The sequence below is a fragment of the Streptococcus suis genome, from assembly GCF_019856455.1.
Lineage (GTDB): Bacteria > Bacillota > Bacilli > Lactobacillales > Streptococcaceae > Streptococcus > Streptococcus suis_AE.
Genome location: NZ_CP082205.1, coordinates 143,824 through 164,639, shown reverse-complemented (window position 1 = coordinate 164,639; position 20,816 = coordinate 143,824). Strand labels below are relative to the sequence as shown.

General features: G+C 41.2%; 20 protein-coding genes. All 20 read right to left on the bottom strand.

Going from position 1 to position 20,816, the window contains the following annotated elements:
* Positions 1 to 112: 112 nt before the first annotated feature.
* The 20 genes from K6969_RS00885 to K6969_RS00790 all read right to left on the bottom strand — a co-directional run bounded on the left by K6969_RS00885 (position 113) and on the right by K6969_RS00790 (position 20,775).
* Positions 113 to 1,636 carry a quinol oxidase gene (locus K6969_RS00885; RefSeq protein ID WP_029173230.1) on the bottom strand — a complete coding sequence of 508 codons (1,524 nt, stop codon included), beginning with the start codon at positions 1,634 to 1,636 and terminating at the stop codon, positions 113 to 115.
* 190 nt (positions 1,637 to 1,826) lie between these two features.
* Entirely contained in the window at positions 1,827 to 3,047 is a 1,221-nt protein-coding gene (locus tag K6969_RS00880; protein WP_029173231.1) for a bifunctional folylpolyglutamate synthase/dihydrofolate synthase, read from the bottom strand.
* 564 nt (positions 3,048 to 3,611) lie between these two features.
* The gene (locus tag K6969_RS00875) at positions 3,612 to 4,514 is read right to left on the bottom strand and encodes a helix-turn-helix domain-containing protein (protein WP_024399278.1); all 903 of its coding nucleotides are present in this window, start codon (positions 4,512 to 4,514) and stop codon (positions 3,612 to 3,614) included.
* Between the two features lie 103 nt (positions 4,515 to 4,617).
* Positions 4,618 to 5,241, bottom strand: coding sequence for an HAD-IA family hydrolase (locus tag K6969_RS00870; protein WP_171942861.1), 624 nt, complete (start codon positions 5,239 to 5,241; stop codon positions 4,618 to 4,620).
* A gap of 1 nt (position 5,242) precedes the next feature.
* Complete coding sequence (locus K6969_RS00865) at positions 5,243 to 5,989, bottom strand: GNAT family N-acetyltransferase (RefSeq protein WP_171942860.1); 747 nt, start codon at positions 5,987 to 5,989, stop codon at positions 5,243 to 5,245.
* Positions 5,989 to 6,990 (bottom strand): Holliday junction branch migration DNA helicase RuvB, encoded by a 1,002-nt coding sequence (gene ruvB, locus K6969_RS00860; RefSeq protein WP_024377694.1) that lies wholly within the window; start codon positions 6,988 to 6,990, stop codon positions 5,989 to 5,991. Before ruvB ends, K6969_RS00865 begins: the two co-directional genes overlap by 1 nt.
* 193 nt (positions 6,991 to 7,183) lie before the next feature.
* A complete protein-coding gene (locus K6969_RS00855) occupies positions 7,184 to 7,363 on the bottom strand; it encodes a hypothetical protein (RefSeq protein ID WP_321537435.1) in 180 nt (59 codons plus the stop codon).
* Positions 7,336 to 8,442 (bottom strand): MerR family transcriptional regulator, encoded by a 1,107-nt coding sequence (locus K6969_RS00850; protein WP_321537434.1) that lies wholly within the window; start codon positions 8,440 to 8,442, stop codon positions 7,336 to 7,338. Before K6969_RS00850 ends, K6969_RS00855 begins: the two co-directional genes overlap by 28 nt.
* Before the next feature lie 238 nt (positions 8,443 to 8,680).
* Positions 8,681 to 9,934, bottom strand: a complete 1,254-nt coding sequence (locus K6969_RS00845; protein ID WP_029173233.1) for a hypothetical protein — start codon at positions 9,932 to 9,934, stop codon at positions 8,681 to 8,683.
* Positions 9,903 to 11,849, bottom strand: coding sequence for a protein kinase family protein (locus K6969_RS00840; protein WP_029173234.1), 1,947 nt, complete (start codon positions 11,847 to 11,849; stop codon positions 9,903 to 9,905). The genes K6969_RS00845 and K6969_RS00840 overlap by 32 nt, the downstream gene beginning before the upstream one ends.
* Before the next feature lie 2 nt (positions 11,850 to 11,851).
* On the bottom strand, positions 11,852 to 12,025 hold the full coding sequence (locus tag K6969_RS00835) for a hypothetical protein (protein ID WP_171942859.1): 174 nt from the start codon (positions 12,023 to 12,025) through the stop codon (positions 11,852 to 11,854).
* Between the two features lie 611 nt (positions 12,026 to 12,636).
* Complete coding sequence (gene purB, locus K6969_RS00830; RefSeq protein WP_029173235.1) at positions 12,637 to 13,929, bottom strand: adenylosuccinate lyase; 1,293 nt, start codon at positions 13,927 to 13,929, stop codon at positions 12,637 to 12,639.
* Between the two features lie 64 nt (positions 13,930 to 13,993).
* On the bottom strand, positions 13,994 to 15,118 hold the full coding sequence (locus tag K6969_RS00825) for an SPFH domain-containing protein (protein ID WP_171942858.1): 1,125 nt from the start codon (positions 15,116 to 15,118) through the stop codon (positions 13,994 to 13,996).
* A 17-nt stretch (positions 15,119 to 15,135) separates the two neighbouring features.
* Positions 15,136 to 15,732, bottom strand: a complete 597-nt coding sequence (locus K6969_RS00820; RefSeq protein WP_029173237.1) for a hypothetical protein — start codon at positions 15,730 to 15,732, stop codon at positions 15,136 to 15,138.
* 15 nt (positions 15,733 to 15,747) lie between these two features.
* On the bottom strand, positions 15,748 to 16,821 hold the full coding sequence (gene purK / locus K6969_RS00815) for a 5-(carboxyamino)imidazole ribonucleotide synthase (protein WP_029173238.1): 1,074 nt from the start codon (positions 16,819 to 16,821) through the stop codon (positions 15,748 to 15,750).
* Entirely contained in the window at positions 16,808 to 17,296 is a 489-nt protein-coding gene (gene purE, locus K6969_RS00810; protein ID WP_029173239.1) for a 5-(carboxyamino)imidazole ribonucleotide mutase, read from the bottom strand. Before purE ends, purK begins: the two co-directional genes overlap by 14 nt.
* A 25-nt stretch (positions 17,297 to 17,321) precedes the next feature.
* Positions 17,322 to 18,584 (bottom strand): phosphoribosylamine--glycine ligase, encoded by a 1,263-nt coding sequence (purD, locus tag K6969_RS00805; RefSeq protein ID WP_321537433.1) that lies wholly within the window; start codon positions 18,582 to 18,584, stop codon positions 17,322 to 17,324.
* Between the two features lie 211 nt (positions 18,585 to 18,795).
* On the bottom strand, positions 18,796 to 18,984 hold the full coding sequence (locus tag K6969_RS00800) for a hypothetical protein (protein WP_029173241.1): 189 nt from the start codon (positions 18,982 to 18,984) through the stop codon (positions 18,796 to 18,798).
* Positions 18,985 to 19,262: 278 nt separating this feature from the next.
* A complete protein-coding gene (locus K6969_RS00795) occupies positions 19,263 to 20,615 on the bottom strand; it encodes an IS66-like element short variant transposase (protein WP_321537393.1) in 1,353 nt (450 codons plus the stop codon).
* A complete protein-coding gene (locus K6969_RS00790) occupies positions 20,569 to 20,775 on the bottom strand; it encodes a transposase (protein WP_321537432.1) in 207 nt (68 codons plus the stop codon). The genes K6969_RS00795 and K6969_RS00790 overlap by 47 nt, the downstream gene beginning before the upstream one ends.
* Positions 20,776 to 20,816 lie beyond the last annotated feature (41 nt).

The following is a 20,816-nucleotide window of genomic DNA, read 5'->3' as shown; positions in this document are numbered from 1 at the left end:
CTCCTACATTTCTTTAATAATTTTTCCCGAATGCTTATTTTTCCATTATACCACATATCCACTTTCCCTCCTTTTCCCAGATAGGCTAAAGAAAAAATGACTGCCTGAGCAATCATTCATTCTTTTGATAAATCGTAAAGTAGTCCGTTGTCTGAACAGACTGGTACTGTGATTCTAAATTTGTCTTGATTTCATCTAGAATTGGCAAAGTCTTATTGACGACTACAAATTTTGCCTCATTTTTATTGATGTCATACATCAAGCTATTTTTATTGTCGTCAGTATTCAGATAGGATTCTGCTGTAGTAATCGTTGCGGCAGATAAACGTTGACTTGAAAGATAGATGCTTGCGCTATTATCCCAAACATAAATCTTATCCGAATCTTTTGTTTGTTCACCAATGTAATTGGCAACTTGTTCACGGTCAGTTCTCAAATCTCCCTGTACCAAATAAAGATAAGCAGGTTGAGCGATAATACCCAAGCAAATAGCTAACGGAAGAAAGAATTGACGACGCAAATACCCACGATAATCTTCTACATCCTCATCACGCAGGTAAACGACCGACATCGCAAAACCATACGGTAAAAGAAGAATGAGTTGGCTCCATTGAAAATTAGCATTCCCAATAATAAAGACACATTGAACTAAGAAAGTCAATAATAGGAGAACTTTGATATAGGTATGTCTTCCTTGTTTGAAAGAAAACACCATTTGGATGAAACTTTTAAAGAATCCAGATAAGAGTAAAAATACAGACACAATCGCCAAGGCTAAATATAGATAGGAATGGTGAAAGTCTAACTGTAAGTTATAAAGGAAAGTTTGTTGAATAGCTGTCCCCAGAATCTGCGCCTCAAAAGCATAATAACCTACCGCATATAGAATCAGAAGAAAACCAAAAATGGTTGCTAATAATTGATAGATTCCTCGAGTAACTTGGCGGTGTTGGATATTAAAAATAAATAAAACTAGACCCGCAACTAACCAAAGAATCAGACTTTTTGGGTAAATTAAAAATACCAATGCCGCATCGATTCCGTAGAGGATAAATGCCTCATCACGCACTGCATTTTCAAAATAGCGGACCAGAAACCACACACTAGTCAAAAGAAACGGAAGAGCAAACATTTCTGCATACATCCCTCCAAAACCAAGTGCAAAAATAAATACATAGAACCAATGGCTAGAACTTGTCGCTAGGTGTTCTGACTGACTAAAATAAGCTACAATCTTATAAAAATAGATTCCCGCTATCAGTAATGCTATAAACTGGAGGATTCCAAAGATAATGAAAGTCCCTCCCAGATGACCTAAGAAAGCAAGTAAGTAGAATAATAACCCGCTTGTACCAAAGAAATCACCATAAGGGATTTGTCCATTTGCCATTGCCATCCCTGCATATAAATTTTGAGTTTGTATATTGGTTGCAAATGGCATTAGCAGTGGATTGGCTACGCTAAAAACACTTAAAACTAAGCTCCAAACAAGAGCTGGCCAGTACTTTGTCTTTAATACTCTTTCATGAAATTCACCATTCAGTTGCACTTGCTGTCTGCGGGATGCTCTACGACTACGTCGATAAGTTTCCTCAGGATGAGTAACTACGTCCGAAACTACATCTAATTCTGTCATTTTCTTCTCCTTGGATTTGCTTTCCTTATTATATCAAAAAGCACTCCCGATGTCATTTCCTATCGGGAGTTCTGGAAATTTTTGCAAACTGCTCTAATTGACGGAAGGTATGGCGTTTGGTTTTTTCAAATTCCTTTAAAAAGGCTACTGTTTCTGCATGTGTCATACCTATTTATTCGCAAAAAGATATTCATTTTTTAAAAATCCGACGAACTTCTGAGATAAAGTAGAGAGAGCCTGTGACAATCAACATACCTTGCTCGCTAGATTGCCAGTCTTCTATAAACTGCTGATAATTCTCAACATAATCTCGTCCTTGTCGGTTTTCCTCAGACAAGGCACCATCATAAGCAAAGCTGGTTAATACAAGGGCAGTATGTGGTAATTTTTCTTCCAATAATTCAAGCATTTCTTGAAAGTCCTTGCGCCGAAGGGCTGAAAAGAGAATAGTGACAGGTTCTTCTTGTTCCTGAATAAATTCAAGCAAGCGTTCAATGGCAGGAACATTGTGGGCACCATCCAAATAGATTTTTGGCTCTTGAACTACCAATTCCAAACGACCGGCCCAGTTGGTTTGAGCAAGGGCTTGTTGAATCAACTGAGGCTGAATGTCTTTTTGGATACTAGTCATATAAAGCAAAAAAGTTTGCAAGGCAACGGCCGCATTTTCTTCTTGGTGCTGACCAGCCAAGCCTAGAACCAATTCTGACAGTTCCAAGTCCGCATTGCTGAACTGTCCTGCTTTATAGGTAAACTCCTGACCAAATTGGTGGACAGAGGCTTGTTTGTCTTGGGTAATGTGGCGACAGATGGCTGTGGTTTCTGGACAAAGTGGTCCAAGGACGACAGGTACGTTTTGCTTGATAATCCCTGCTTTCTGCTCTGCTATTTCCCTTAAAGTCGAGCCTAGTAAATCCTGATGGTCCATGCCGATGGAGGTGATGACGCTGAGAGCCGGTGCCACGACGTTAGTCGTATCCAAAAGTCCTCCGATGCCCACCTCTACTAGTGCCACATCGGGTTGTTGAGCTTCGAAATAGAGGAACATAATGAGCACCATGACCTCAAAATAGCGAAAAGGTTCATAACGAGTGGCGACTTCCTGCTCCAAGTCGTAGACTTTCTGTAAATAGTGCTGAAAATCATGGTCTGAAATGGGCTGGCTGTCAATACAAATCCTGTCGTGCACACTCACCATGTGGGGGGATACAAAACTTCCAACACGCATACCATGTGCCTGAAATAGCTGGCGCATAAAGGCAATGGTCGACCCCTTGCCATTGGTTCCAGCAACATGAATGACCAGAACTGTAAATTGAGGATTGCCCAGCAGTTCCAGGGCATACTCTATCTTTTCCATCTTGTAATGAAATACCTGACCTTGTTTGGCATTTAACCAATTTTCTAACATAGCCACCTCCTATATATTGTCTAGTATAGCAAAAAAGCCGAACAGATGTTGGCTTTTTGAATAAGGTGAATGTTAAAAATTCCACCAGCTTGTCGAGAAATCTCCAAATGGAAAAACTTTTGTAAAAATTGTAATCATTGCTCTATCTCCTTCATTTGATAAAACTATTTTACAATCTTAGTAAATTTTCCAACAGGACAAAAATGTCACATAACAGACCGTCTTGCTACCAATCTATTTCTAATTCTAACAATTTAAATATGGATTACCTAACCACCCCATAGCATCCTCAGTCCTCTCCATCTTGTAATGAAACACCTGACCTTGTTTGGTGTTTAACCAATTTTCTAACACAACCACCTCCTACATACTGTCTATGTATAACAAAAAAAGCCTAACATATGTTGGCTTTTTGAACAAGGTGAATGTTAAAAATTCCACCAGCTTGTTGAGAAATCTCCAAATGGAAAAACTTTTGTAAGAATTGTAATCATTGCTCTATCTCCTTCATTTGATAAAACTATTTTACAATCTTAGTAAATTTTCCAACAGGACAAAAATGTCCTATAATTGACTATCTTTTCTCCACTCTTCTTCTAATTTAGCCGTTAGGTGGGCATTACCAATTATTCTTGCAAAAAGAAGTGCTTCTTCATATAAGGCAGTTGCAGCATCTTTATCTTTATTTATTAACAACTCATATTTCCACTTAAGCAGATTAAGAATAGGTTTCTTTTGAAAATCTTGGGTCTTCTGCATTATCTTATCAAGTGCTTCAAAGAGTGTAGGAATATAGCTAAATTCTTCCTTTTGTCCCAAAAGTCCAACAGAAGTTATCATCACATCCCTTAAAATAAACAAATCCCCAGATTCAACTAATTCTACTTGGCTTGGTAACTTTTCCACCAAGTCTAAAAAGTGCTGAAAATCACTACTCTGTTTAACTTCCATTCTCAAATTGATTAAATAGAGCTGGATTATCAACAAATCGTTGGCTGAAAATTGGGGTTTTCTTTGGATTTGTTCAAAATAATCTTCTAGAATATCTTGACCAAATTCTGCTGTCTTCGTTTCAAATACATCAATAATGGATTGAATGGCATCAATCGCTATTTTCTCCTCCTCAGGCAAGTCGTCGTAATAATCATCATAGATTTCCGTCATCATATCTGCCCGTTTTCCCATCAATTCCTCATTTTCATAAGTCGGTGTACGAAGTACATCAAACTTCAGTTTGGAATATCGTTCAGGTAGCGACACATAATCAGGCATAAGCTCATAGAGCCCCATGCCTAAGCGGGTTGCGATATACTGGATTTTTGAAAAAGTCGGCTTAGAAGTACCTGCTTCGATACGGGTTAGTTGGCGGACGGAGAGCTCAAGTTCGTCATCGCAAAACTGTTCACGTGTCAGACTAGCGGTTTCTCGAAGTTGACGTACACGTTGTCCAAATTCCTTATCGTTCATAAAATACCTCCAAATATTCTTTTGTATATTATAGCAAAATTACCACTCAATTTCCATACTTTTTCTGTTTTTAAATAAAAAACAAACGGTTTTACGTTTGTTTTTATTTGTATTCATCAGTTAACATTTGTTTTATGTCCAATAAAGAAACAATCTTCCAATTCTGCTCCACACCATCAATTTGCAGGTTGATGCTTTGAATCCCTGCGTTGATAGCTGTTTCTACATCGAGCAAACGGTCACCGATATAGTAGGTATTTTCTTTGTTCAGTCCGTATTTTTCGATGAGAAATAGCAGAGCTTCTGGACTTGGTTTGCGGGCAAAACCAGAATCGCTTGTCAAGATTTCTGTGAAATGGTGACGGACACCCAAATCCTCCAAAACCTGAAAAGCATTGTCACTCTTGTGTGTATAAACGAAATTTTGAATTCCTTTCTCTGCTGTCCAGTCCAGAATTTCACGCGCACCAGACATCAAAGGAATCTGCGTATTTTTCTCCTTCAAGGAAGTCGCACGCACACGATTAAGTTCATGGCTATCTAGACCGTACTTGTCCGCATCACGCACCAGTAAATCCTTGACAGAATAGCGAAGAATGAAATTCCTTACTTCTTCACGGTCAAAAGGAAGGCCAAACTGCTCATAGGTTTCCTGTATACCAGCCAAAATCGCTTCATAGGAATCCAAGAGCGTTCCATCCAAATCCCAAATAAATGTCGGTGTCATCTTATCTCCATTCGTAAGCCTGATAGGGTCTGTCCAGTTGGTAGCCCAGCTTTTCAGCTAGTTTCAAGGATATCAAGGTGTGGGCATCCCAGCTTGGATAGAGTCCACGGTCTAAACAAGCTAAAATTAACTGAGCCGCACAGGCTTTTGCCAAACCCAGACCTCGATAGTCTTCCCTGGTATCCACTTCTATCTCAATCCCAGCTGAATAGCTGGCATAGGACGAAGCCCCTGAGACCACCTGCCCCTTGTGCAAGATGACATAGCCCAGCCCCAAGTCCAAAAATTGTTCCACATCTATATAATTTCCCACCAAATCCCGTGACCATTCCTCTACCAGACAAGCCTCATACAGATTACGGTCAATCAGTTTCATATCAAAGCTTTCAGGCAAGTCATCAACCAGTTTCTGTAAATGCCCAAGGTCAAACTCAGTTTCCTTTTTCGTAGCGTATCGAGTAAAAAAACGAACTCCTTCTCCGTAAGCTTCTTCTATCAAGTCTGACCAGGCTTGGTTTTGGGGGACTAGTATAATATCCTTTCCCTCGCACATTTTTAGCAAGTCTCGATGTGGCTGGCCAGCTAAAAAACCAAAGAAGCTCTGCCGTCCATAGAGAGCTAGAACTGACTGGGGCAACTGGCTGTCATCAACATAAATGTCTCCCATGACACCTTCTAAACAGGTCCAAATAATTGCCTCAGGCCAAGCTCCAAATAAACTGGCTACTTGTCTCATCTGCTCTGCCATTATTTTTCCGTATAGGGATAACCCAAGTGCTCGTAGGCCTTGGCTGTCGCAACCCGCCCCGTCCGTGTCCGCATGAGGAAGCCCTGCTGAATCAGGTAAGGCTCATACATATCCTCCACCGTTTCACGCTCCTCGGCGATATTGACCGACAGGGTGTTGAGGCCGACGGGACCGCCTCCGTACATCTCAATCATGGTACGGAGAATCTTCTGGTCCACGTAGTCCAGCCCCTCGCGGTCCACATCCAGCATAGTCAAGGCCTTATCCGTAATGGTGTCATCAATCAGACCGTCGCCCATAATCTGTGCAAAATCCCGCACCCGCTTGAGCAGACGGTTGGCGATACGGGGAGTTCCACGAGACCGACGAGCCAGCTCAATAGCAGCTTCATGGGTAATCTCCATATCAAAGATGTCCGCAGTCCGCTCGACAATCTCCGTCAAATCAGCCAGTTCATAATACTCCATATGACCGGTAATACCAAAACGGGCCCTCAGAGGATTGGACAGCATACCCGCACGAGTGGTTGCTCCAATCAGGGTAAAAGGTGGCAACTCCAAATGCACGGACCGGCTGGCCTCCCCAGCCCCAATCATAATGTCGATGTAGAAATCTTCCATAGCAGAATAGAGAATTTCCTCGACCGCCATAGGCATACGGTGGATTTCATCGATAAAGAGGACATCACCAGGCTCCAAGTCGTTGAGAAGGGCCACCAAGTCACCTGCTTTTTCAATAACAGGACCACTGGTCTGCTTAATGTTGACCCCCAATTCGTTGGCAATAACAAAGGCCATGGTGGTCTTTCCCAAACCTGGAGGGCCAAAAAGAAGCGTATGATCCAAGGCTTCATCACGGAGCTTGGCTGCTTCGATAAAGATTTTCAGCTGGTCCTTAACCTTGTCCTGACCGATGTATTCATTTAATTTCTGTGGACGCAGGGTACGCTCAACATACTCCTCGTCCTGCATTTGTTCCATATCTAAAATTCGATTTGTCATGAAACCATTATAGCACAAAATGAAAATACCAGACTCAATGAGTCCAGTATTCTCAGGAGATTATATGATACCTAGCTCTTGTCGCTTGCGACTTAGAGCTAGGGACACCTTTAGGTGAAAAGTATTTCTGCTATTTCTAGCTTGGATATAGTATAACTCGCCAAGCTTAAGGGAAACTAAAACAGAATTCATTTTATTGATTTTCCACTATTCGCAAAAATCGTTTTAGATAGTGCGAATCTAACTCATTGTACTGACTGCCCTCTGTTGAACTTTCTTTGGGAATGCCCAAATTCATCAGTCGCCGATCAAACTCCTCTAGTTCGATATAGGTGTCGTCAGGGATCAAGTTCTGATTAACAGTTGGTTGCATAAACACAATCTTTTTCCCATCCAGTTGAATTCGATAGCTAAATTCCCCTTGCTGTTCACTGTCACTAGCTTGGTCCCAAAGCCTGTCCAGACAGACTTGACATCGCTGTAAAGATATTCCTTGGACGGAGCCAGCAAATTGATGTCGATAATCTGGTCTTTGGTCACTGCTGTTGTGGTAGAAATCAGCAGAGCGGTCAATAGGATACAACCGCCTGCCATACCTAAGCCGTATTTCCAAGATAACTTCACCAGCTTCGCCAGTTTTCCCAAAAGAAAAACGAGAAAAGTCATGATAAAAAATATAGCAACCTTGCCCAGACCAGTCGAATACTCATAGAAGAGCCAATCGCTTGGTAGGAAAAATCTTTCGGTCAACCAGCCGACAAGGACAAAGTAGGCAATTCCACCTACGAGGGAGATAAGACCAATCGGGGTCCACCAGACCTGACTACGATTCTTCTGACGAACCTTGTCCCGATGTTTCCACCAGGTTACGAGGTAGTCTCGCCAGAGAAGCGTTATCCAAGCGGTTGCTAGCAAGGAAACCACTGCTAGTAGGAAAAGATTTTCCTGACGACCCTCTTGGATTCGAATAAACAGCCAGAGGATTGGACCTGATAGCGACAAGGTCTGCAAGAGAGTCATCCAAATACTTGGCAACAAGGCATCTTCTAAATCTTGTTTGAAGTCTTGAAATTCACCGCTTTCCACAAAGGCAATGGAGTCCTGTGCTTCTTCCAACCAATCCTCTTTCTTGCCCAAGTCCTGGATTACCTGAGTCAGTAAATCAACCTTGTCTGCCAATTCTTCTGCTTGCTGGTTGATTCCCTGCTTTTTCTCATGCAAGGCTGACCGCAAATCCTCCTCTGAAAAAGACAGTAGCTCCTTAATCTCTACTAGAGAACATTCAAAATAGCGGAGCAACTTGATTAAGCGAAGCTGACGCACATTTTCCTCTGAGTAATCTCGGTAGTCATTGACCGGATTTCTCGCCACTTCAATCAGGCCCTTTTCTTCATACAGTCGTATCGCCTTAGTTGACAAGCCTGTCAACTTCTCCACATCTTTGACTTGCATAAGCAACCTCCATCTGTTTTGATAGTCCTAGCATACACTATTCCCCTAGGGGTGAGTCAAGGATTTTTTGATTTTTTATACAAAAAAACAGTCAGCTAATTCTTGCCGACTGTTTTCTGGAAATTATATGAAAAAGAAATTTCGCTATTTCTAGCTTGAATAGAGTATAACTCGTCAAACTTAAGGAAAACTAAAAAATTCTCTGGAAAATCCAAAGAATTTTGAGTAACAAACCATTCTATACAGATACAAGTTTAGATTTTTCAGTTGCTAGCTGAGATTGGACTGCCAAGATAGTTGCAAGCAATCCAATAAAAGCAAACATCCCCCAAGTCAAATGAATATGTATAGTAGCTAATGTAGAAAAGAGAATGGTTCCCACAGGAAGAGAAAGTGTAAATAACATGGTCAATAAAGTATCTGTTCGAGCTAGTAGTTCCGGCGAAGTATTCGCTAGTAATAGAGAATCAATTTTAGGATTGACCTTTCCACCGATATAGGCTGAAAATGCTAGAAAAACTACTCCAATAAACTCACTTAACCCCAATAAATGGCTCAAACCAATTCCGATCAATGCTATCGCATTACAAATCATCATTTTTGTAAGAGATAACTTTGCAAAGTAATCATTTGGTGTTAAGCTCCCAACAATCATGCTCACAACCAAGATAGCATTGATAGTCAAAAGACTCTGACCATAAGTCATCCCAAACAAGCTCTTATCTAGAAAATAGATAGTATAGATAGAACCAAGTGCACCACCTAGGGCATTCATAAGTAAAATACAACTTAAAGTTGTCAAAAGATTACCAGAGGCATTGGTTTCAAAAACAACCTTAATACCATCAATCACATCACTTAGCTGTTGTTTGATGGATTGTGACGATGCTATTTCAATCTCATCATGCGTCAAATGTTTTTTATGTGTATAGAGTAAAATTCCAGAAATAAAGAAGAAACAAGCGTTCAACATCGCAACAATACTAAAATTATTACCTGACAATGATAGAAGCCATAACCCTAAAGCCTGCCCACCAATACCACTCACACAAGAAATGAACTGAAAGAAGGAATAAGCCTCCATAAGTTCGTCCTCTTTCAAGTTCTTCTGCATAATCGGTAACCTCAAACCTGAAGAATAATCAGACAGTAAATCAGTTATTACATTCATCACACAAACAAGAGCAAATACTCCAATCGTTGTACTTTGAAGTAAGAATGACATAACAAAGAATAACACAGTCTGAACAAGGGCTGCTGAAAACAATGCGTTTGCCTTTTTCTTAGTCTTATCTGCTTGAATCCCCATATAAAATGAAAAAATTGTAGGGAGAACCATAATTATATTAGCGACAGATATCGCCCATGTTGAGCGAAATTGAGTAGCTGCATAGATCACGAAAACAAGGTTATAAATGTGTGCACCCAATGAATTGAGTAAACGTGAAACAGCTAATACATTATACAGTTTGTTCCTTAATAATAAATTCATTTTTTATTCTCCCGTAACGTGAAAATACATAAAATAATTCTTTTTGTAATTTCTTATCATACTTTGCCTTAATTGCAACCATCACTAACTGTTTCTCTACGGTTGCCAGTAGTTTCTGATCCGTTGTAGCACTAAATATATCTAGCAAGGTATCTGCAACTCCCAACATCCCTTGCCTAAAATCTGGATATTGACCATACTCAACTAACAAACTCTTCACTAATTCTTGCGATAGGTCGAGGAACTTCGGATAACCAATATACTGCAAGGCTTTAAGCACCCCCGCAACACCTGTAGTTAGATAAGGCGAAGCATACCCCAGTCCATATGCAATTGATGGTCCATACTCTGTTTCTACAATTTTGTCCAAAATCTTTGTTACAACATATTGCTGATGGGTAGCTGGTAGATCCCCGTCCTCCATTAAGACGATAACTCCAGCCAAGCCATCTAATCCCATATTGGTTTCTCTATCAATAAGAATTTTCAAGCGAGCTTCATCTTCCTTACAATGCAAATATCTGGATAAGCCATCTAAATCCAATAATTGACTAATGGGAATGGAAACTTCAGGCATTGAATCTTCATAAGGTATTAACTCACAACAGACTTTTCCTAGCTCTGCTCTTACATTTTCAACCTTTTCTTTTGCAACAGATATACTTGCTTCGTCAGAAAGTAGATAGGAAATCAGTTGGGATAGATTAGTTTTTATACCATATCTACTTAGCAAATCATCTGTTAAACAAGCTTCATATTTCTCTCCACTTCTTATTTGCAAACGACCTAGTAAAAATAAGATTAAATTCGCCAGTTTATGACAATCCCCAAGTTTTCCATCTAGTCTATTCCATTCTTTCAAACTAATTTCATTATATATTCCAATTAAATTATCATTTTCGTTTTCATAAGAATTTTCTAAATCAATAAAATACAGTTTATTATCTTCTGACACAATAAAATTATTAGCATGAATATCATTTAAAACAATATTGCGTTTATGGAAGTAGTCAATAAAATGTATCAGTTGTTTTGTTAGAGAAAGAAAATGTTGAAATTTATCAATATTTTCACCAGGAGTGTCGCTACTGTACGTAAAGAGTGACATTGGACTAGCATAGTCTAGCAAATTCTGGCCTCTGATGCTTTCATAGATATAGTAGTCATTTATCCACTCTTTTACTCTTTCCAGTATCTTAGGAGTTCGATTAGAAGCTTGCAGGTGCTTAGCATATTTGTATTCATTTTCTCGCAGCATCTTTTTTGTAATCTTTTCATATGAAACGACTTCCGCTCGTGCTTCCTTAATGATAACTTCTTGATTGGTTTCCTTATCAAAACCTCGGTAAGCATTTCCACCATTACTCATACGCAGGCAATCCGTAACTTGATATTTTTCTGCAAGATAACTTTTCTGAAATACTTGAGGCTCTTGAATATCGTCAATCCAAGGTGGCAAGTCAAAATAAGCTTTCTGATAATCTTGCCAAACCTCTCCATTTGGTCCCTCTAAAGTGGGAATTCCATTAACATTGTATTGAGAATGATCTTCAAAAAATCCATATCGATAAAAAATAATATTTGAATCCTTGTAGGGACGGTCGCTCAAAATATAGATTCCTTGTAAATCCTTAGGTATATTCAGGTAGAGCTGCTCTAGTAACTCCAAAAAATGAATATGGGAGTTAGGATAAATTGTAAAATACTTCCCAGACTCTGCTCGACTTTCAAGTTCTGAAAAGTTTCGCAATACATCTACATCTTCTTCAATATATTTAAAACAAACCTTACTTTCTACTAGTAAAGGATAGACTACTTGAAAAACTTGCTTATAGTTTTCAGCAGTTGCTGAGATATGAATCTTAAATCCATAAATTTGGTTATTTACTTGTTGGGCATCTACCATCTTAAACATACTTATTCCTCAATTCTTACATGAAAAAACCATTTATCAATACGTTTTTTATCTGATTTGATTAATTTTTCAGCTACTCCCTCCATATATCTTTCAAATTTTTCTTCAATCTTTGAAGTATTTTTATTCCCTATATCAGCTTTACCACAAGATAATGTATAAGTTGCTTCTTTCATTTACTTTTCTCCACTAGACTTTATACCTACAAAATGAATCAACGTACCTATGTATCATTTTATCCAACTGTACATTTCCATGTAACGGTGATGAACTCTGGTTGGCTTACTTCAAACTTACGACTTGTGTCATTCATAAATTGGGTCATAGTTTTCTCCTTACTTTATTAATTATTTCATGGTACATTTCCATGTAACGGTGATGAATTCTGGTTGGCTTACTTCAAACTTTCGATTTGTTTCATTCATAAATTGTGTCATATTCATTCTCCTTTCATTTTTCCTACACTTGTTTATTCGTAAATCATTTGGAAAATGATTTATTTTTTCAAGTGTGTATCTCCTTGAGGGGAATTTCCCCTCTCACTTACTTATTCGCAAATCGTTTTCTTTTTTTGAAAAAATTTTTTATAGTCTTTTAGTTTACTTTTAGTACTAGGCAATGAGCCGCAGGCATAACTAGAGTTAGGCAAGGCGAGTTAACGAAGTAATAAAAGAAAAACTAAATGACGATACTTTTTTTGAATAAGTTGTGAGCTGGCTTCCCCTTCACCTATTTATTCGCAAGTAAACAAAAAAATTCTCTGGAAAATCCAAAGAATTTTAATTTTTTATAATCCAAGTCGTTCAAAGATGTCATCCACCCGCTTAGCATAGTAGTCTGGGTTGAAGAGCTCATCGATTTCTTCCTGGCTGAGTTTGGCTGTCACACGCTCATCTGCTTCAAGAAGAGGCTTGAAGTCCACTTGATTATCCCATGACTGTGCGGTTTTTGGTTGCACCAAGTCATAGGCTTCCTCACGGGTCATACCTTTTTCAATCAAACTAAGCATGACACGCTGACTGTAAATCAAGCCAAAAGTTGACTCCATATTGCGTTTCATATTTTCAGGGAAGACCGTCAAGTTCTTGACGATATTGCCAAAACGATTGAGCATATAGTTGATGAGAATGGTCGTATCCGGCGTGATAATCCGCTCCGCTGACGAGTGGGAAATATCACGTTCGTGCCAGAGAGCCACATTCTCAAAAGCCGTCACCAAGTGACCACGCACCACACGAGCCAGACCGGTCATATTTTCAGATCCGATAGGGTTGCGTTTATGAGGCATAGCAGAGCTGCCCTTTTGGCCTTTGGCGAAATACTCTTCGACTTCACGTTGTTCAGATTTTTGTAGCCCACGGATTTCTGTCGCCATACGCTCGATAGACGTTGCAATCAAGGCTAGGGCTGAGAAATATTCTGCGTGGAGGTCACGAGGAAGGACCTGAGTCGAAATTTCCTGCGGACGAATGCCCAATTTGCCACAAACATACTCTTCCACAAATGGAGGGATGTTGGCAAAGTTACCAACCGCACCTGAAATTTTACCAGCCTCAACGCCCTTAGCTGCCACATCAAAACGCTCCATATTGCGTTTCATTTCGCTATACCAAGTCGCCAGTTTCAGACCGAAGGTCGTTGGCTCCGCATGGACTCCGTGGGTCCGGCCCATCATGATGGTGTACTTGTGCTCACGTGCCTTGTCGGCGATGATATTGGTAAAGTTTTCAAGGTCACGACGGATAATGTCGTTGGCCTGCTTGTAGAGGTAGCCGTAAGCCGTATCCACCACGTCGGTCGAAGTCAAACCGTAGTGGACCCACTTGCGTTCCTCACCAAGACTTTCCGAAACCGCACGCGTGAAAGCCACCACATCGTGACGGGTTTCCTCTTCAATCTCTAAAATGCGGTCGATGTCAAAAGTCGCCTTCTTACGAATCAAGGCCACATCTTCCTTGGGAATCTCACCCAACTCAGCCCAAGCCTCATCAGCGAGGATTTCCACCTCCAACCAAGCCTTGTACTTGTTCTCTTCACTCCAAATAGCCGCCATCTCCGGGCGGGAATAACGTGTTAGCATATTAGCTCCCTTTCTCAATCATTAACTCACGGAAAATCCATCTCCTTGTCAATTAGTAAGCAATTTAAAGACCCATAATTTCTTTCTTTTTATGCTGAAATTCTTCTTCAGAAAGAATTCCAGTATCAACCAGTTCTTTTAATTTCCTCAAAGCATCAATCTGTTGTTCTAAAGTCATAGAAGAATTACTTTCTTCCTTCACTGCACCATTGGAATTGAGAGTTTGGGCCATATTCATTCCCATAATCATATTACCACCATCCCCAAATCCATGTTCTTGTATCCCTTGAGCAATCTTTTGCTGAGCAGCAATATTAGAAGCTTTTTGTGATATATCTTCAAATGCTTTCATATTCATCTTGTTTGATGAGAATTGTTTTACAAGTTCCCTTGAGTCTTCTGTGAGTTCAATATTTTCAATAGCTACTTGAACAATCGAAAAGCCAAATCTTTCTGGCCACGTACCTGCATTATTGCTATCGTTTATCACTATTTGTGCCAGAGTATTTGCTTGGGAGGGCAACTGAGAGATTCTATAGTTATTTGACATAGAATTTAAAGCAACAATGAAAGACTGTAAAAACTCAGAAAGGATTTGAGACCGCACTTTCACATCATCAAAAGAATAGTAAGTAACATTTGCTGGGACAAAGTTCTTAATAAATTTTACAGGATCTATGACTTTAATTGTAAATGAACCATATGCAAATATTTCTAAATCTGTCCCATAATAGTGATCATTGTAAACTTGTGCTCCTCTAGTACCAAACTTTATATTGCGAATCTCCCGTAAATTTACAAAAGCGATTTGTTTATCATCAGATGTAATCCCTCCAAAACCAACTCTATCTGATACTTGATGAAATATAGATTTTGCTACACCATCACCATTAAATATACTAGCTTGTCCATTCTGATACTCATAACCACCTACTTCAGTGATAATTTCTTCAATACCAGATTGATTAAAAATAAAGGCAACTGTATTTTCTGGCACATAAATTTTTGAACCATTTGAAATCACACCATTTGAACCTCTGTAATTAGCTCCTTTACCATTATTAAGAGACTTTTGAATGCCTGGTGCTACAACAATATGCTCATCAAAAACACCTGCAGTAAATATATCCTTCCATTGATCTGCAAACGTACTACTGATTGAACCGCTGAAAGCTTTAACAATTCCCATATTATTCGACTCCTTAATTACAAAGTTTGTTGCGTATCACAATACTGACATTGTACCATCTGGCCTTTGATACCAATTAACGGTGCAGAACATGAAATGCATTTTTTATTTATCTTTGATTCTCTATGATTTATTGAATTTGAAGTTTTTTTCTTTCCCAATTGAAAATTAAACCCTAACTCAGACATAGCATCATTAAACACTCCTTTTAATTCCCCAATTGGAGTATCTGAATTATCAAATTCCTCATCAGGAAGTTCACTATACCCCAGCGTCTTACTAATTTCTTTTATCCACTTTTTAATTTTTATCCTATTTCCAGACTGAAAACTAAATGATTCATTTCCGTTAATAAAATAAATCTCCAAAGAAGGTGTACCGTTAGACTTTTTTCCTAACATTGCTTGTGGACGATCATTCAGTCTTTTTATTTGATTCAATGGGTAACAAAAAATATTTTTTGTATTCCCAAATATTCCCTTATTCACACAATATATATTCCTATTTGTCAAGTACAATTCATCGGTGTATGCACTGGTAAGTCCAAATCCATGTTCCACACCAATTTCTTGCAAAACAACTACTTCATCTGCCTGTAATTTTAACTTAGTCATATCGAGTGCTCCTTTTCAAAACTCCTCCACACTATCCGCATCTTCCCCCAACACCGTCACGTGTCCCATCTTGCGGTTGTGCTTTGCTTCTATTTTACCATAGAGGTGGAGGTGAGCGCTAGGGTTTTCTGCGACGTAGTTTTGGGCTTGTTCCATGTGTTGGCCGAGGACGTTGAGCATAACGGCTGGGGCATGGAGGTTGATGGATGGTAATGGTTGTCCTAGCACACCCAAGATATGGGTGTCAAACTGTGAAAAATCGCAGGCTTCAATGGAATAATGTCCTGAATTATGTGGTCGAGGGGCGATTTCGTTAACCAGAATATCTTGCCCTGCCACAAACATTTCAACGCAGAGGGTGCCTGCTAAATGGAGCTTGTCTGCGATTTGCAGGGCCATGTTTTTGGCTTTTTCAGCTAGTTCATCTGAAATACGAGCAGGCACAATGGTCTTGTAAAGAATATTATTGCGGTGGATATTTTCCTGCACAGGAAAGACGGTGTAGTCGGAGCCATTGCCAGACACAAGGACGGAGATTTCTAGGTCGAAATTCACAAACTCTTCCAATACACACTCGGCAGAGTTGGCTAGCTGACTAGCCTCTACCAAGTCCGCCTCTTCTCGAATGACCTTCTGACCATGTCCGTCATAGCCCCCAGTAGCTGTTTTCAAAACGTAGTTTTTGCTGAGATCCAGACCTTCTAGGTCTAGGCTAGATGTGACGACTTTGTAGGGGGCGACTTGCACGCCAGCTTTTTTCGCCAAAAAATCCTTCTCAAAAATGCGGTTCTGGGAAATGCGGAGCAGGTCTGTCCCTTGAGGGAGCTGACCGTCCTTGATGACCGCATCCAGTCCGTCGGCATCGACATTTTCAAACTCGTAGGTCAGGACATGGCACCGCTCCGCCAACTGTTTGAGGGCCGCCACATCGTGATAGGGAGCGACAATAACCTCGCTGACCTTGGAGGCTGGACAGTCCGCCGCGGGATCCAGCGTGATGACCTTGTGGCCCATGTAAATAGCGGAAATAGCCATCATCTGCCCTAGCTGACCGCCGCCGATAATTCCGATTGTCTTAGATGAGGTCATCTGTCATCGCCTCCGCAATTTTTTCCTGTTCCTTGGCAAAATCTGCCAGCTGAGCTGCAATAGTTGGGTCTTCAATGGAGAGAATGCGGAGAGCTGTCAGGGCTGCGTTGGTGGCACCTGCTTCACCGATCGCCATGGTCGCAACAGGCACGCCGCCTGGCATCTGCACGATAGAATAGAGGGAATCCACACCGCTAAGGGCACGAGATTGGACAGGGACACCGATGACAGGCAGGGTGGTCTTGGCTGCTACCATACCTGGCAAATGAGCCGCACCGCCCGCTCCTGCGATAATAACCTTGATGCCACGGCCACGAGCTTCTTCGGCATGACGGAACATGAGGTCTGGCGTGCGGTGGGCAGATACTACTTTCTTTTCATAGGCTACGCCAAATTTGTCCAGCACATCGGCTGCTTTTTTCATGGTTTTCCAGTCAGAACTAGAACCCATGATGATGGAAATTGGAATGTTCATACTTGTCTTTCCTTTTCTTTTTCCCTTATTTCACGGCCTTACTTCCAATATCTGTCCGATAAAAGAGGCCTGTCGTATCCTGATTTTTCAGCTCCGAGTAAATTTTTTCTTGGGCTTCTTGGACGGTGTCTGCTGTGGTGACCAACATATAGACCCGACCGCCGTTTGAGAGCAGTGCTCTGCTATTGTCCGCAAAACGAGCCCCTGCATAGTAGGTCGTGATGTCGCCCTTTGTCTTTTCTGGCAACTCTACGCCTTTCTCATAGTCCAGAGGGTAGCCGTTTGAAGCCACGACTACGCCCAGCGTCACGCCACTATCCAGCCAAGTCAGCTGTGTCGGGCGTTTATGGAGGATGTCGTCGATGTTCTGAGCAAAGTCAGAGGTCAGGCGAGGCAGGATAATCTGGGTTTCTGGGTCGCCAAAACGGGCGTTGAACTCGATGACCTTGGGACCTTGGTCGGTCAGAATCAAGCCAGCATAGAGCACGCCCAGATAAGATCGCTCTTCCGCAATCATGCCATCCAGAATAGGCTTGACAATGGTGTCAATCGCTGTGTCCACCACGCTTTGAGGCAGGTGGGGAACAGGAGCGTAAGCCCCCATACCGCCTGTATTTGGACCTTGGTCGCCGTCAAAGGCACGCTTGTGGTCCTGGGCTGGCGGCAGGATATAAAACTGGTCGCCGTTGACCAGGGTAAAGAGGGAAAACTCCTCGCCTGCCAAGAACTCCTCGATGACCACGCGGGCACCTGAGTCGCCGAACTTGTTGTCCAAGAGCATCTCCCGTGCCGCTTCGACCGCCTGCTCGACGGTTTCCGCCACGACTACACCCTTGCCCAGTGCCAAGCCGTCCGCCTTGACCACGATGGGTGCGCCCTGCTCTTGGATGTAGGCTTTGGCTTCTTCGAAGTTGGAAAATGTGCCAAAGGCTGCTGTTGGAATGCCGTATTTGACCATGATTTGTTTGGCAAAGTCTTTTGACCACTCCAGCTCCGCGGCTAGACGACTGGGACCAAAAGCTTTTAGTCCCGCCTGTTCAAAATCATCAACGATACCTGCTGCCAGAGCATCGTCTGGACCAACAAAAGTCCAGGCAATGTCATTTTCCTTAGCAAAGTTGATTAGAGCAGAATGTTCGGAAATTCCGATATTGACTAACTTGATACCATCTAAAGTCATTCCGTCATTTCCAGGAGCAACAAAAACCTGTTCTACCTGCTCAGACTCTAACAATTTCTTTGCGATAGCATGTTCACGACCACCAGACCCAACAACCAAAAGTTTCATTTTTCACACCTCAAAAACGGATTTTATATAAACAGTATAGCAAAAACAGACGGATTTTGATAGAAAAAGCCGGGTAATGTTCGGGAATGGAAAAAGAAGCTGGGCAAGACAGCCATGATGGCTTCACCTTCGTTAGGCGGTACATATTTCTTATAATTTTTGTGGTTGACGAGTTAATGATGTTATTCATCAAGGGAAAAACTGATCCACTCTACTGACGAGCACCCCCAAAATATGCGATAGGCATGAGTATAAAAATACGACTAAAATCAGGATTGATAGATTGGAAGAATGTGACTTCCGTTTTTCCGAGACGAATTTTCATCAGAATATCGTTTCTGCTTTTCTTTTCAAAGCGGCGAGATTGGGGAACAGTCAATGGGACAACGGGCTGTGACATAAAAAAATCATCCAGTTTGTTTTTTATAACAATATACTGGAGGAAGGAGTGATTGGATAGATACCTTGTTATTGGGCGGTTATAGCAAAATGAATTAGAAACAGGACACATTTAAGTTTATCAATTTGAGAACCCTAGAGCTATGTTGGGAGTAGGCTACTAATTACTATAACTTAAGGTTGTCCTTTTTCTAATTCAAACCATTATACTATCGTAAGCGCCCAATAACAAGGTATATTGAAAAGGCTCCAAAGTCCTGTCGACTCTGGAACCTTTTTCTATTTACAAGCTCTCTTAATATTTTTATCCCATGGCAAATAGGCTTCTAAAACCTCCTTTTTTGCGAGCGACTCCTCATTAGGTAAGTGTTCTAGAAGATAGGTCATATATTTTTCTGCATCAAGTCCGTGTCGCTTAGCTGTTTCTAAAAGACTCAAAATGACAGCTGTCGACTTGGCTCCCTCAAAGCTCTGAGAAAAAAGCCAATTTTTTCTGCCCATCACCAAGGTCTTCATAGCCCTCTCAGCCATATTGTTGGACAGGACTAGGTCACCGTCCGAGAGAACGGCTCGGAAGGTGGTTTCGTATTTGAGGCTATACTCTATTGCAGTACCCAATTTGGAAGCTGGCAAGACAGCCTGTTCACGGCACCAATAAAAGAACTCGTCCATCAAGGGAGTTAACTCTGTCTGCCGTTTATGTAGCCGTTCCTCAGTAGACAGGTCAGCCCAGTCACTCTCCAAGGCAAACAGGCGGTCGCAATAGGCTAATCCCTTGGCTCCTAAAGAAGTATTATCTGTCTTCTTAGGAGTCGCCTCAAAAAATTTTCGTCTAACATGAGCCCAACAGCCAACGAGCTGAGCCTTGTCTAATTGACGATAAGCACTCCACATGTCACAATGAACGTAGCCCGCATAGTCCCCAAGAAACTCCTCCACAACTAAGCCGCTCCGTCGTTTGTCATGATGATAGAGGGTAATTCCATTTTTCTCATGTTTCCCAGACAAGAAAGTCCAGTAGTAGGTCAACTGGCTATCATTTTCTAAGACCTTGTAGGAAGTCTCATCCGCATGAAGAATAGGCTGCTCCAACAATTTCTCGTGCAACAGGTTATAAATCGGCTCGAAATAATACTGACTAGACTTGATGTGCCAGTTGGCTATTTCCTTCCGACTGATGGGCAGGCCAAGTTTATGCCAGTCCTCTTCCTGACGGTAATTGGGTACCTTCAGATTGAATTTCTGGTGAATGGTGTGAGCGATGATAGAGGCTGAACCCAAGCTGTGTGCCAAAGGTGCCTTAGGAACAGGAGCCTTGATAATCTTATCGCTTAGATTCTTCTGACTACATGCCTGACACTTGTATGCGTGTTGAACATGGTCAATCCGCTTTAATTGTGCAGGAATGAAGACCAACTCTTGTCGTTGAACAGTTGAGCCAATCTCTTTCAGCTGACCATGACAGTCTGGACAAGTGCAGTCTTCGCCCTGCAATTCGTGATGCACAATCTCTGGAGTGAACTGGCTGAAAATAGCCTGACGAACTCCCTTAGCTTTCTTGCGTTTATAGGTGATGGTCTCCGTTTCAACTGGGTAAGTCAGCTTCTTCTTCAGGGAGACTTTCCTCCCCAAACAAGCTCAGCTGACCTGGTTGATATACGACCTTCTCTGATGATTTTCCGTAGAGTTTCTGTCTCAGATAGTCAACCTGTTCTCGAAGGAGAATGAGTTCATTAGCCATCATCTCTATCGTTTTTGACTGTGTTTCAATAATTTTTTCTAGTGATGACATAACCAATCTCCTTCTTTTTATCTCATTATACACAAAGAAAA